The organism is Candidatus Dormiibacter sp., from assembly GCF_050999135.1.
Taxonomy (GTDB): domain Bacteria; phylum Chloroflexota; class Dormibacteria; order Dormibacterales; family Dormibacteraceae; genus Dormiibacter; species Dormiibacter spiritus.
The window spans coordinates 33,056-46,023 of record NZ_JBPCPN010000049.1; the positions used below are offsets into that span (position 1 = coordinate 33,056).

10 protein-coding genes are annotated in these 12,968 nt (G+C 66.7%); 3 read left to right on the forward strand and 7 right to left on the reverse strand.

Annotation, left to right across the window (positions count from 1 at the left end; all coding sequences use genetic code 11):
- Nucleotides 1-107: 107 nt before the first annotated feature.
- Nucleotides 108-3,518 carry a S8 family peptidase gene (locus tag ACR2MZ_RS12120; protein WP_434005293.1) on the forward strand — a complete coding sequence of 1,137 codons (3,411 nt, stop codon included), beginning with the start codon at nt 108-110 and terminating at the stop codon, nt 3,516-3,518.
- Nucleotides 3,519-3,584: 66 nt separating this feature from the next.
- On the opposite strand, the gene ACR2MZ_RS12125 is transcribed toward ACR2MZ_RS12120, so the two are convergent.
- The 4 genes from ACR2MZ_RS12125 to ACR2MZ_RS12140 form a co-directional block, all read right to left on the reverse strand.
- Nucleotides 3,585-4,007, reverse strand: coding sequence for a response regulator (locus ACR2MZ_RS12125; RefSeq protein ID WP_434005294.1), 423 nt, complete (start codon nt 4,005-4,007; stop codon nt 3,585-3,587).
- Nucleotides 4,008-4,307: 300 nt separating this feature from the next.
- Entirely contained in the window at nt 4,308-5,858 is a 1,551-nt protein-coding gene (locus tag ACR2MZ_RS12130; RefSeq protein ID WP_434005295.1) for an SDR family oxidoreductase, read from the reverse strand.
- Complete coding sequence (locus ACR2MZ_RS12135) at nt 5,855-6,649, reverse strand: alpha/beta fold hydrolase (protein ID WP_434005296.1); 795 nt, start codon at nt 6,647-6,649, stop codon at nt 5,855-5,857. Before ACR2MZ_RS12135 ends, ACR2MZ_RS12130 begins: the two co-directional genes overlap by 4 nt.
- 56 nt (nt 6,650-6,705) lie before the next feature.
- Nucleotides 6,706-8,115, reverse strand: a complete 1,410-nt coding sequence (locus tag ACR2MZ_RS12140; protein ID WP_434005297.1) for a class I adenylate-forming enzyme family protein — start codon at nt 8,113-8,115, stop codon at nt 6,706-6,708.
- A 35-nt stretch (nt 8,116-8,150) separates the two neighbouring features.
- Here ACR2MZ_RS12140 and ACR2MZ_RS12145 point away from each other — a divergent pair, with 35 nt between their 5' ends.
- Entirely contained in the window at nt 8,151-8,930 is a 780-nt protein-coding gene (locus ACR2MZ_RS12145) for an SDR family NAD(P)-dependent oxidoreductase (RefSeq protein ID WP_434005298.1), read from the forward strand.
- A gap of 174 nt (nt 8,931-9,104) precedes the next feature.
- Complete coding sequence (locus tag ACR2MZ_RS12150; protein ID WP_434005299.1) at nt 9,105-10,583, forward strand: amidase; 1,479 nt, start codon at nt 9,105-9,107, stop codon at nt 10,581-10,583.
- 28 nt (nt 10,584-10,611) lie between these two features.
- Here ACR2MZ_RS12150 and ACR2MZ_RS12155 read toward each other — a convergent pair whose 3' ends face one another.
- From ACR2MZ_RS12155 to ACR2MZ_RS12165, 3 genes are all read right to left on the reverse strand, one after another.
- Entirely contained in the window at nt 10,612-11,799 is a 1,188-nt protein-coding gene (locus ACR2MZ_RS12155; RefSeq protein ID WP_434005300.1) for an MFS transporter, read from the reverse strand.
- A gap of 364 nt (nt 11,800-12,163) precedes the next feature.
- On the reverse strand, nt 12,164-12,664 hold the full coding sequence (locus tag ACR2MZ_RS12160; protein ID WP_434005304.1) for a methyltransferase family protein: 501 nt from the start codon (nt 12,662-12,664) through the stop codon (nt 12,164-12,166).
- A gap of 62 nt (nt 12,665-12,726) precedes the next feature.
- Nucleotides 12,727-12,968 (reverse strand): hypothetical protein (locus ACR2MZ_RS12165; RefSeq protein WP_434005301.1); only part of this gene is annotated, 242 nt, incomplete at its 5' end.

Consider the following 12,968-nt stretch of genomic DNA (forward strand, 5'->3'; position numbering starts at 1 on the left):
TGCTTTTACTCTGCCCAAGCGACTTGACGGAACGCCGGCCTCGTCCTTACCATCCTCTTACGCCTGCTAGTCAGCGGGGTACGCATTTGGTTGCGAGGAGAGGGTTAATGCCGGGATCAATCCGCCGCTTGCTGTTCGCCTCGGGCGGCACAGCGCTGCTGTTGCTGGGAGCCCAAGGCCAAGCCTTTGCGGCCACCCCTGGCTCGGGCAGCGCCGCCAACGCCCCCCGCTATCAGGGCCAGCTTTCGGCCCAGGAAGCCGCCAAGCTGGCGGTTGGCGAGAAGCAGCCTTCCATCATCATCCTGAAGAACCAGCATCCAGAGGTGTCAGCGCACCCGGCTTCTGCCAGCCGCCGGGCCCAGACCACTGAGGCTGACCAGGCGGGTGTGAAGGCGGAATTGGGCCAGGTCCATGCCCAGAACGTCAAGAGCCTGCACATAGTCAACGCTGTGGCCGCCAAGATCACCAAGGCCGAGGGCGCCCGCCTGGCTGCCCGGCCGGAGGTTCAGGCAGTCGTTCCTGACCTGCCGATCTCCCAGCGGCTGCCGGTGGAGAAGGCGGCCGGTCAATCCGCAGCGGCCACGCCCAACGCTCTTCAGACTGTCTGCCCGCCCAATCCGGCGGTGCCGCTGCTGGAGCCGGAGGCGCTGCAACTGATGCACGTTGAGAACCAACCTGGCGATACCCAGCCTGCGGCCCATGACCTGGCCAGCGGCGCGGGGGTCACAGTCGCATTCATCGCCGACGGTCTGGACATCAACAATCCCGAATTCCAGAGAAACGGCAGGTCGATCTTCGTCGACTATCAGGACTTCAGCGGTGAGGGCACCAACGCCCCCACCGATTCCCGCGAAGCGTTCGGTGACGCCGGCTCGATAGCTGCCCAGGGCAATCAGACCTACGACCTGAGCCAGATCGTCAACCCGGCACACCCCCTTCCCCCCGGCTGCAACATCAAGATCAAGGGTGTCGCGCCGGGTGTAAACCTCGTGGGCCTCAAGACCTTCGGTGAGCACACCCAGGCGTTCAACTCGTACTTCCTGCAGGCCATTGAGTACGCGGTGTCGGTCGACCACGTCAACGTCATCAACGAGTCGTTCGGCGCCAACCTCTATCCCGACAAGGCCAACGATCCCATCTCGCTGGCGAACACAGCAGCCGTCGCCGCGGGGGTGACTGTGGTGGTTTCCAGCGGCGACGCCGGACTGACCAACACCATCGGCACCCCCTCCGACGCGCCGGGCGTGATCGGAGTGGGCGCCAGCACCCAATTCCGGCTCTACAAGCAGACCAGCAGCTATGCCACCTCGCTCTCAGCCGGTGGTTGGGTCTCCGATCAGATCTCTACCATCAACTCCTCCGGCTTCACCCAGTTCGGTCCCCAGACTGTGGACCTGGTGGCTCCCGGCGACCTGGGTTGGTCCGTCTGCACGGCTGATCTCTCGAAGTACACGGGCTGCAGTGACTTCCGCTACGGGCAGCCGACAAAACCGGTAGCTGTCCAGGCCTTTGGCGGCACCAGCGAGTCGGCACCGTTGGTTTCGGGTGAAGCGGCTCTTGTGATTCAGGCTTACCGCCAGAGTCACGGGGGCGCGAGCCCGACTCCGGCGCTAATCAAGCAGATCATCACCGGCTCGGCGGATGACCTGGGCGTCGTTGCCAATGAGCAGGGCGCCGGTCGGGCCAATGCCTACCGGGCCGTCCGGACAGCACTCTCCGTTCGCGACAGCAACGGTTCACCAGCGGGCCAGGGCAATGGTGTGATCCTTACGCCCACCCGCCTGATCTCGACTGTCAACGCGGGTACCGACCGTAACTTCAACCTGAAGGTCACCAACACGAGCAACCAGGTCCGGACGGTTTCGGCGGCAGTGCGGACGCTGAATCCGGCTCTCGTCTCCCAGAACACCGGCTCGGTGAACCTGACAGTTGGAACATCGCCTACCTTCATCGATGAGCGAGGCCGGACTGTCTCCTACGTCCAGCACACCTTCTCGGTGCCTGCCAACGTCCAGCGGCTGAACGGCGATATCGCGTGGAACGACCAGGCCAAACCCAATTCAATCGTCCGCTTGACGGTTTTTGATCCAGCCGGCCGGGTCGTCGCCTACACGCTGCCCCAAGGCTCGACAGCCGGTTTCGGCCACGTCGATGTCCACAATCCGGTGCCTGGAACCTGGACGGCGATCATCTCGACTGTCAACCCGGCCAATGCCTACAGCGGCCAGGTCAACTTCTCCTTCTCGACCCAGCGTTTTGAGGTCGGCGGCTCCGTCACGCCAGCCAGCCAGCTGGTCCAGCCCGGACAGACCGCGGCGTTCACAGTGCACGTCGCCGTTCCGGCCTCGCCTGGAGACCTGGCCGCCTCAGTCGTGCTGAACCATGGCGGCACCACCTCCACGGTCCCGATCACGCTCCGGGCGCTGGTCCCCATCAACGGCCAGGGCGGCTCGTTCTCCGGAGTCTTCACAGGGGGTAACGGGCGACCGATCTTCGGCTCCCAGGTTTTCACCTACCAGTTCGATGTTCCTGGTGGCCGTTCAGTCCTGAATCTGGCGGTGAAGCTCCAAGACGCCGGCTACAACCTGCAGGGTCTCTTGGTCACTCCTTCGGGCCAGCCGATCAACGTTGAGACCACCGGCATCCCGACTGGACCCAACACAGTCATCACTTCCACCATGCAGTTCTTCCAGGACAATCCCGCTCCCGGCTGCTGGACGGCGATTCTCCTCCTCAACGGACCGATCGCGGGTAACTTGCGTGAGCCATTCACCGCCCAGATCACCTTCAGCGGACCTCCGGTCACCGCCACCGGCGTACCGAACTCTGCTGGCAAGGTAATGCCCAAGGGAAAGCCGGCCACCGCCAGCATCAGGATCACCAACTCCGGTAACAGCACCAAGGACTTCTTCGTCGATCCCCGGCTGCAGGACCTCGGCATCCTACCGATAACCAGCCTCAACCCGACGGTGGTTCAGATGCCGACGCCTGCGACAGGTCCGGCCAGCTTCGTCCCTGCCTTCCTCGTGCCAACCCATTCCAGCATCCTGGCGGTCGGTGCCAGCTCCACGGTGCCGATCGACATGGACGTCTCTTACAACACGGGTGCGCCGGATGTTCAGGCATTCTCCATCGGCAACCAGGCTCTGGACTTGATCCTCGCGCCGCAGCTGGCGCCGGGACTCTGGTTCGCGGCGCCGACCGAGAAGGGTCCGTTCGGCGCCAATGGCGCCCCCACCGCGACCGCCAACACCGGCGCGGTGGTTCTGGCCAACCAGTTCGACACAGCCGTCACCTCGACCAGCGGCGACTACTGGCTGAGCTCCCAGAACCTGGCGGCGCCCTACACGCCGCTGACGCTCGCGCCTGGGGCGTCGGGCACCATCACTTTGACCATCACGCCGACAGCGCCGGTGGGGACAGTAGTTCGCGGCTTCCTGGACGTTGACACCTTCAACAGCATCACTTTCAGCGGCGACCAGGTCACCAGCATCCCCTACACGTACAGGGTCGGCTAGCTCCTACCGACAAGCGGGGAGCCCTCCGGGGCTTCCCCGCCTTCTGCGGCCAGTCAGGCGCCGAGTTCAGGCGATCGCGCGGGCCAGGAGGCTGTAGAGATCAGCGCGCTCGGCGGCCTTGCTGACAAACGCAAAGGCGTCAGCGAGATACTCCCGCGGAAGCGATGCGTCGTAGGCAGCGCTGTAGAAGAGAACCGGCACCGCGTGGGGCAGTACCTGTAGCCGGGCGGCGAGCTCCCGGCCGTCGATCGACCCGGGCAGCATGAGGTCGATGATGGCAGCCGCAGGTGGGCTGACGGCCACTTGCCCCAGCGCGTCGGCAGCATCGGCCGCAACCAGGGCTTGGTAGCCAAGATGGGTCAAGTCGGTCGCTAGGATCATCCGCCAGACAGGCTCATCGTCGACGATCAGCACCTTCGCCCCGCGCGCGGGCTCCGGGGCGGCAGGGAGCGGGGTCAGAGTGGTCAGCATGTGGTTATCGGCTCTCATCCTTCTCTTAGCGCAGGTTCGGGTGCGAGGAGACCGAGAGGCTGGCTCGGAACAGTCGCCCTCCCACCCACGTGACTACGCACCCGCAGCCACGATGGACACCCCGCTCCTCATATCCTGACAGACAAGGGTCAGGAATTGTTCAGTCTCCGGCTGCCCCAAGACATCCGAAGAGCGTGCTTCGGAGCGTCTGTCGAAGGTCACGGGTGCGAGCGGCGGTACCCAGACGCCGACAAACCTGCTGCCAATGACGCCGCTGGTGCGTCGGCCCAATCTGGAGACGGCCCGCCCGCGCGGCAGTCAGTCCCGCTTTGGCTTCCGGCCTCGTGACGCCACGCGATCGCGCCGCTTGCGAGCGGTCGGGGGGCGGTCGTCAGCGCCGGCGGGCGCTGGAGCGGGCGCGGCGCCTTCGTCGATCGCCTCCGGCGCCATCGACGCGGGCGGTCGGGAATCGCCACACCCGCTCCCGGCGATGGACCTGCTGCCGGGTGCGCCCCAGCCGCGATCGGTGCCCCCCGGCTTATTTCCTCCCCCAGTGGTCGTGCTGGTGGCACCCTGGTTGTTCGAGACGGTCGGGCTCGAAGGCCTGGCGACGCTTGGCTCGGCAGCCCGTGGCTCAGCCAACTGTATGAGCTCAATCGTCTCGGCGGACGTCTGGCGCGGCGACGCGGACGGTTCCTCGCCTCTGGTCGAGGACGCTGTCTCCGCGCTTTCCTTTTCATCGCCGGCAGCCACCCCGGCGCCGCTGGACGCTGGCTCAGGGGGCAGGCCGTCCTGCGAAGGCGTGGGGGCCGACCCCGAGGCGCCACGAGGCGCAGAGCCGTCTACATCACCCGCCACTGCCGGCGCAGGTTGAGCAGCCCGAGGTTCTCCCGCCCCGGCCACTTCGGCAGCCTGGCTGGAGCCGGCGTCAGCGGTCGCCGCCGTGCCCGGCGCGGCGGACCTTCCGGCAGCCGCGGCGTCAAGCTCCAGGCCATGCGCCAATACATGCTCGCGGAGGCCGCGCGGCTGGAAGCCGAAGGCTGCCTCCACCGAGTCGAGGGCGGTCGTATTGTCGAAGCTGAACAGCTCTGCCCCAGCCGGAGTGAGAGGTGGCTGCGAGAGGATTCGGTTCATCGCTCGGGCCTGGAGCTTGGCGGCGAACACAGGGACCGGCACCACCCAGGCTCTCCTGCCGAGTGACTGAGCAATGAACGTCATCAGCTCGCGCATGGAGATCTGCTCGGCGCCGCCCAGGGCAAGCTCCCGGCCGTTCAGACCTTGGCTCTCGGCAGCCGCCGTGATGCAGCGGCTGAAGTCGTTGATCCACAGCGGCTGGAACTTGAGCTCCCAGCCGATGGCGGGCGCGAGCGGCGACGCCCTGACCACCTTGGCCAGTCCCTTGACGAAAGCGGCGCCTTCGCCAATGAGCACCGACGGCTGCAGGATCACGTACGGGATGCCTGAGTGGCGGACCGCCTCCTCCATCGCCCACCGCGTCGACATGTAGGAGCCCGGCCGCCCGGGTTTGGTGCCGAGTCCCGAGATCAAGACCACCTTGCCCACTCCGGCGCGTTTGGCGGCCGCCAGCAGCCGTTCGGTGCCCACGCAGTTCACCTGGTCGTAAGCGCCCCGATACGGCTCCTTGCGGTCACCTGTCAACGCTGCGGCGTGGATGAGCACGTCAACTCCGGTGAGTGCTGCCCGGAAAGTCTTGGGCCGCGTCAGATCGCCCTCGAAGACCTCTACCGCCGGGGCTAACGCGACCGACCTGGAATCGCGCACGAGCGCCCTGACCGGTTTGCCCTCCGCCGCCAGCCGGCCGACCACATGCCGGCCGACAAAGCCACTTCCTCCGGTGACGAGAATCATGGTCTCAACTCGGCCAGGAAGCCCAGCATCGCCCCACTCAGCTGCTCCGGCTGCTCGACCTCGACCTGGTGGCCGGAGCCGGCAATGATCGCCAGCCGGGCCGATGGCACCCCTGCCTGGATCGCTTCCGCGGCGCGGGGCGGACAGAGCTGATCTTCGGCTGCCGCGATGACCAGGAGAGGCGCCTGGATGCGGCTCAGCTCCCCGTCCAGAGGCTGCGCCCTGAGGGCTGCCATCGCTCGGCACGCGCTCGCAAAGCCGGCCGGATCGCAGACTGCCTGCTGGCGCAGGCGCCAGTGCGCCTCGAGCTCAGCCGGCGCGCCGGCAAATTGCTGTCGCGTGTCCTCCCGCAGCGCCGGCGCCAGCGTTTCCCAGCCCTGGTCCGCCAGCTGAGCGCGCTCCGTGTACCAGTCGGCCGCCACCCGACCCACACGGCTGGAGGTGGCGATCGGCAGCAGCGCTGAGACGCGCTGGGGGTGATCGATGGCAGCTCGCAGCACCACGGTGCCACCCAGGGAGAAGCCTGCCAGGGCCACACGCGGCAGCTCCAGCGCGTCAAGTAAGCAGATGAGATCGTGGCCCAGCTGCGCCAGGCTGCCCTCAGCCTGGCCGAGGCTCGTCTCTCCGTGGCCGCGAAGGTCATAGGCGATCACCCGATGCTCCAGCGTCAGCCAGGCAAGCGTCTTCCGCCAGGCACGGTGATCATCAGCCAGACCGTGAACCAGGACCAGCGGGTCTCCGCGCCCCCACTCCCGCCAGGCAACCTGGAGGTCACCGCACTGCTGGTGCATCGCCTCATTGTGCCCGCTCGAGGGAGACTGATCCCGACCTCTGCTGCGCTGAGCAGTCAGCTCGCTTGAGCCGCCCTGGCCTTGAGCGCTTGCCGATCCACCTTGCCGGGCCCCGAGAGCGGCAGCTCATTGAGATGTTCGATGAACTCAGGCCACTTGTACTTGGCCACACCGAGCCCGCTGAGATGCCGCTGCACTTCCGGCAGATCTAGTGTTTGACCAGCCACCACGAACGCGCGCAACCGCTCGCCCAGCTCCCGGTCCGGCTGGCCCACCACGCAGACGTCCTTGATGGCCGGGTGTGACCGGACCAAGTCCTCAACCTCGTAAGGATTGATGTTGCTGCCACCGCGGATCACTATGTCCTTCAAGCGTCCTAACACATGCAGGTAGCCCTCACTGTCGATGAAGCCGAGATCACCCATGTGCGCCCAACCGTCGGGTCCCAGCGGACCACGCTCCTCTCCCCAGTAGCGGCGCTGAACAGTCGGGCCACGCATGCAGATCTCCCCTTCCGTTGTGATCATCGCTTCCGCGCAGTCATGGATCCTGCCCACAGTCGTCCAGCGCTTCACCGCCGGGTCCTGCGGCGCGCCGACGGCCAGTTGACCCGCGTCCATGGAGCCGTAGAAGCTGCACAGCTTGGAGCCAGTCCGCTCCTCCCACGCCCTGGCCAACGCCGGCGACATGGGGGCTCCGGCCACCGCTGAGCAGCGCGCGGCTGGCAGGCTGATCTCGGGCAGGAGAGGAGCATCGAGCAGGCGGATCACATTCGTGGGCACACCCACCAGCAGCGTGGCCTGAGTCTGCTCCGCCACCCGCAAGGCTCTGTCTGGGTCGAAGCCCGGTTCGCGCAGCATCACCAGCGCCGCGCCGCGCCGCAGGCCGTAGAGGCACATGCCGCCGATGCCTTGCATCAACGGGCTCATGATCAACACTCGGTCCGCTCCCCCGACGCCGAGGCGACCCGTGAACGCGTCGGCAGTGGCCTGCTTCAAACCGGCGTGGAGAGAGGCCAGCTTCGGCAGCCCTGTCGTGCCGCTCGTCAATGCGATCTCCACCACGCGATCGGGGTCGGCGGTGGGTGGCTCCAGCCAGCCCCTGAATGGCGACACACACAGCTTTTCGGCCAGCGCTGAATCGATCTGAGCCCGGGCTCCCGAGCGCTCCAGCGCCCAGTTCCTCTCCCTGCTGCCCAGGTTGATCGGAATCGGCATGACAATTGCCGCCAGGAGAGGGATGGCCAGCTCCAGCACCACGTACTCCCAGACATTGGGCAGGCTGACTGCCACGACATCGCCAGGCCTCAGCCCCTGGCTGCGCAGAGCAGCCGCAGCTGCGTGCACGCGCTGCTCCAGCTCGGCGAAGGTCAGCGTTCGGGCGGGGTCGATTACCGCGGGCGCCCCCGGGGCAGCGTCCGCCCGCGCTCGCAAGTAGGTAACGGGCAGAAATGGGGTTGGCGCCAAGCTGTTTAGGAACCTTAGCCGGTTAGTCTCTGCCCATGGACTTAGGACTGAGAGATCGCGCGGTCATAGTGACAGGCGGCGCCTCCAACATCGGCCGCGCGATCGTCCTGGGCTTCGCGGCTGAGGGGGCTCGGGTGCTGATCGGCGACGTGGATGAGGAGCGGGCCCAGAAGACGGCCGGCGAAGGTGGCCCGGGCGTCTCCGCCTTCCGCACCGACGTCACCTCCTGGGAATCCGCCCAAGCCCTGGCGGCTCACGCCATCGAGCAGCTGGGCGGCATCGACGTGTTGGTGAATTGCGCGGGCTGGACGATCGACAGGCTCTTTATCGACAAACCACGGGCCGAGTGGGAACGGGAGATAGCCATCGACATGTGGGGTTTCATCAACTGCACGCGCGCGGTGCTGGACCATATGATCGAACACAAGACTGGCCGGATCGTGTCCATCTCTTCCGACGCCGGCCGCATCGGCGAATGGCGAGAAGCTGTCTATTCAGGTGCGAAGGCCGGCGTGATCGCCATGTCCAAGGCCATCGCCAAGGAGGTGGGCAAGCACGGCATCACACTGAATGTTGTCTGCCCCGGCTTTGTCCCCGGACGCCAGGAGACCTCCGGCCGCGAGTCGGTCTGGGCAGGTGAGCAGGGCGCCCAGTTCACTCCTGGACTGCTCGAGAAGGTGGCTCGCGGCTACCCGCTGCGCAGAGTCGGCCGGGCGGAGGACATGGCGCCGGCAGTGCTCTTCTTAGCTTCCGATCCGGCCTCTTACATCACCGGCCAGACGCTTTCCGTGAGCGGCGGCTACACGATGATCTGACTGCGACCAGCAGCGCGTATGGGGCTGCGTAACCGATGTCGGACCGAAGAGGCTGCTCGACACGTACTCGCAGCCGGTCGTACGGCTCCATCCCGTCATTCCCGGCAGCCGAGGGGCACCCTGCGCCATCACCGCAGTGCTGACCGCTGGCAGTCGTCTGGCAGAGTTGGATGAATGCAGGTCGAGCTCTATGAGCTGAATGAACTCCAGGCTGCCCTGCAGAAAAGGCAGTTGAGCTCACTGGACCTGGTCCGCGGCTACGCCAAGAGCATCGCCGCCCTGGATGGCCGGCTGGCCGCGGTGCTCGAGCTGAACCCCGAAGCGGAGTCGATCGCGGCCAAGCTGGATCGCGAGTTGGAGGCAGGGCGCTCGCGCGGCCCACTACACGGCTTGCCAATCCTGCTCAAGGACAACCTGGACACGGGGGACCAGATGTTGACGACCGCCGGCTCGCTGGCCCTGGTCGGAGCACCGGCTCCGCGGGATTCGACTGTGGCCGCCAAACTTCGGGCAGCCGGAGCTGTTCTGTTGGGCAAGGCCAACATGTCGGAGTGGGCGAACCTCCGCTCTCCCCAATCTTCCAGCGGCTGGAGCGCCCGCGGTGGTCAGTGCCGCAACCCGTTCGATCCCGTCCGCTCGCCCGGCGGCTCCAGCTCCGGCTCCGGCGTCGCCGTGGCGGCCGGCTTCTGCGCCGCGGCCATTGGCACCGAGACCGACGGCTCGATAGTTTCTCCCGCCGGCGCCTCAGGCGTGGTCGGCCTGAAGCCCACGGTGGGGCTGGTCAGCCGCGCGGGCGTCATCCCCATCTCCGCCAGCCAGGACAGCCCCGGTCCTCTGACTCGCTCGGTGCGGGACGCGGCCCTGCTGCTCCAGGCCCTCGCCGGACCTGACGAGCGGGACCGCGGCACCGGGGCGAGCGCCGGCCGATCGTCGCTTGACTACGCTCGCAATCTTGACCCCGGCGGTCTCCGGGGAGCCCGGATCGGCGTCGCCCGCGAGGTCTACACCGGCTACAGCGCCGCGGCCGACCGGCTCTTCGAGGCGGCTCTGGAGGCGCTGCGCCAGGGCGGCGCCGAGGTGATCGACCCCGCCGACATTCCGACCGCGCGGGCGATGGAGGACGACCCGTCGGAGATGACAGTCCTGCTGCACGAGCTGAAGGCGGGGCTGAACACCTACCTCGCCACCCGCACAGGAGTTCCCGTCAGGAGCCTGGCCGATGTCATCAGTTTCAACCTTGAGCACGCCACTGAAGAGCTGGCGCACTTCGGCCAGGAACGGTTGGAGCAGGCGGAGGCATGTCCTCCGCTCAGCGATCCGACCTATCAGCAGGCGCTCAGCACCAGCCGGCGCCTCTCCCGCCAAGAGGGCTTAGATGCAGTTCTCGATGAGCACCGGCTGGACGCTCTCGTCGCGCCGACCGCAGGACCTGCCTGGCTCATCGACCTCATCAACGGCGATTCAAAGTCGGGTTCCAGCTCGAGCCCGGCCGGACGCGCCGGCTATCCGCTGCTCAGCTTGCCAATGGGCGTTCACGCCGGGCTGCCTGTGAACATCACATTCATGGGCCGCGCATTTAGCGAGCAGGTCCTTCTGCGCCTGGCCTACGCCTTCGAGCAGGCGACGAACTGCATGCCCCGACCAAGGCTGTGATCTCTTCGCTGGAAACTCGAAGAATCGCCTAGCGCGAGGCGGCCGGCCGAGGGGCCCGTGCCACCAGGAACTGGCTGCCGATCAGCACCAGCGCGACCAGTAGCAGCGCCGGTCCCAGAGCCTCCAGGCCCGCTCCGGCCATGAGGACGCCGAGCAGCGCCGGGATCGCTCCCGCGCCCACGCCGCCGGCGGCGATCTGAAAGCCGACGGCATGCCGGGTCGAGGCCAACCGCTGCGGTGTGAGTGCAACGAGTAGAGGAAAGAGGGCCGCGAAGCCGAAGCCAATCAAAGGCAGGGCGGCCGCACCGAGGGCGGGCGCGGGATTCCACCAAAAGAGAAGTATTCCGATCAGGCTGGTCGCCAAGCTGCCGGTGAGCAGCTGGCCCGACGTGCTGAACCGCGCGGTGGCCGCGGCCAGCAACCGCCCTGCCGTGAAGCCGCCCCAGTAGAGCGAGACGAGGATCCCGGCCGTGCTGGGCGAGAAGTGGCGACTGCCGATCAGTACGCTGAAGGCCCACTTCCCCACGCTTGCCTCCAAGCCCACTACGCAGACAAAGCTCAGCAGGCTGAGCAGGAGCGCCCGATTCCAGAGCCTTCCTCCCGGGCGGCTCGGGAGCGCCGGAAGGCCCTCCCGCTCCGACCAGCTGCGGCGGGTGGCGATGATGCCGATCACCAGTACCAGCGCCACTACCGCCACGCCCAGATAGGCCGGTCGCCAGCCCCGGCCAGAGACAAGGATGACGGTCGCGGCCAGCGGGCCGACGAAGGTGCCGACGCCGTAGAGCCCGTGCAGCAGGTTCATGACTCCGCTGCCGTGGCGAAGCGCGGCATAGGCGTTGAACCCCGCGTCGAGAATGCCCAGGCAGAGACCGAGCAGGCCCATGGCCAGGATCAGGACCAACCACGTCGGAGCCAGCGCCACTGCCGTCAGTCCCAGCAGATACAGAGTCAGGGCGCCCGCCAACGCCCGGGCGGCGCCGAGCCGATTCGTCAAGCCGCCGCTGAAAGAGGCGGTCAGGATGTAACAGCCGTTCAGGATCAGCAGCGGAACGCCAAGGGCGGCCAGTCCGACCTGAAAGTCCGCCCGCATCGAGGGCCAGGCCACTCCCAGCAGACCATCCGGCAGCCCAAACAGAAAGAACGCCCCGAGAGCCACCGGCAAGGTGGTGTCGGAGTCGACCGCCGCCGCCTTCCCTGCAACTGGCTCGCGGCGCATGGAGCGTCAGGCTAAGCGCTGGCAGGCATCGGCGCTGCAAGCCGCGGCAGTCAAGCGCAGTGCATTACCTGCGTTGTGCCAATGCCGTCCCAGCCTTGCTATTGGTCGCGATCGAGGTGATCGCCGCCCAGGCCGAGACAGACTCTCGCCGATGCTCCCGGACCAACCGCACCGCCCGCTCACGGCGCTCGTGGGTACCTGGTGTGACTTGGCATTGCGTCATCCGCTCAAGGAATGGAGCCTCCAGTTTTCCTGGGCCGTTCTATCTCCGTTGCGTTGTCGCGTTGATCGGGTTCGTCGCCGTCCCGTTCTAACTGCGCGATCGACCGCGGCCGGGAACCTGCAAGGCCACCTCAGTACTGGATCAGCGGCTGCCCTTCTTCCACGGTCTCCGGCGAGGAAGCCAGCCGGGGACAGCCTGGCGATAAGTATCGTAATCAGCACCGAACTGCCCCACCAATACCGGCTCCTCATACAAGCGCACAAAGCTGAACACGGTTGCGAAAACCACCGCGGCATAGACCAGCAGCGCCGGCTGCCCGAGAAGGAGCGCTTGCCCGATCACGGCTATGAGAAGCGCCACGTACATCGGGTTGCGGACATGGCGGTAGAGCCCACCAATCACCAACTGCCGGGGCGGTGCCACAGGCGCGGGAGTGCCTATCTCCTCTGTGACAAAGCGGGCAAATGCGCTGACTATGACGATCAGCCCCATCGCCACGAGGATCGCACCCAGAATGCGCACGGGCGCCCAGAACGGCAGAGGCGTCTGCACCTGCCAGCCGGTGAGCCAGTAGGGCACCAGGCCGCCGACGACGCAGGGGGCCACGGCGAAGAACACCAGGCTTCCGACCGCCGCCTTCATCCTGTTCACCGGCAAGATCCTAGGAAAACGACTGATCAGCCAACCCGGAGGGCGTCATTGCCCTACGACGGGGAGGCGGCGGGCTCCCGCTTGCCGGGGGTGACGTTGAAGGTGAAGCCACCCTCCGGATCGACGTCCACCTCCACCGCGTCGCCGCGCTGGAAGCGACCCGCCAGCAGCTCCTCCGAAAGCTGATCCTCGATCCGGCTCGTGATCACACGACGCAAAGGACGCGCCCCGTAGATCTTGTCGAAGCCCTCCGTCGCCAGCTTGTCCTTCGCCCCCGACGTGACTGTGATCTGCA

Excerpts from the sequence above, each read along its gene's own strand:
- ACR2MZ_RS12145 (WP_434005298.1), top strand. The coding sequence starts at position 8,151 with ATGGACTTAGGACTGAGAGATCGCGCGGTCATAGTGACAGGCGGCGCC.
- ACR2MZ_RS12160 (WP_434005304.1), bottom strand. The coding sequence starts at position 12,664 with ATGAAGGCGGCGGTCGGAAGCCTGGTGTTCTTCGCCGTGGCCCCCTGC.
- ACR2MZ_RS12155 (WP_434005300.1), bottom strand. The coding sequence starts at position 11,799 with ATGCGCCGCGAGCCAGTTGCAGGGAAGGCGGCGGCGGTCGACTCCGAC.
- ACR2MZ_RS12135 (WP_434005296.1), bottom strand. The coding sequence starts at position 6,649 with ATGCACCAGCAGTGCGGTGACCTCCAGGTTGCCTGGCGGGAGTGGGGG.
- ACR2MZ_RS12150 (WP_434005299.1), top strand. The coding sequence starts at position 9,105 with ATGCAGGTCGAGCTCTATGAGCTGAATGAACTCCAGGCTGCCCTGCAG.
- ACR2MZ_RS12125 (WP_434005294.1), bottom strand. The coding sequence starts at position 4,007 with ATGAGAGCCGATAACCACATGCTGACCACTCTGACCCCGCTCCCTGCC.
- ACR2MZ_RS12120 (WP_434005293.1), top strand. The coding sequence starts at position 108 with ATGCCGGGATCAATCCGCCGCTTGCTGTTCGCCTCGGGCGGCACAGCG.
- ACR2MZ_RS12130 (WP_434005295.1), bottom strand. The coding sequence starts at position 5,858 with ATGATTCTCGTCACCGGAGGAAGTGGCTTTGTCGGCCGGCATGTGGTC.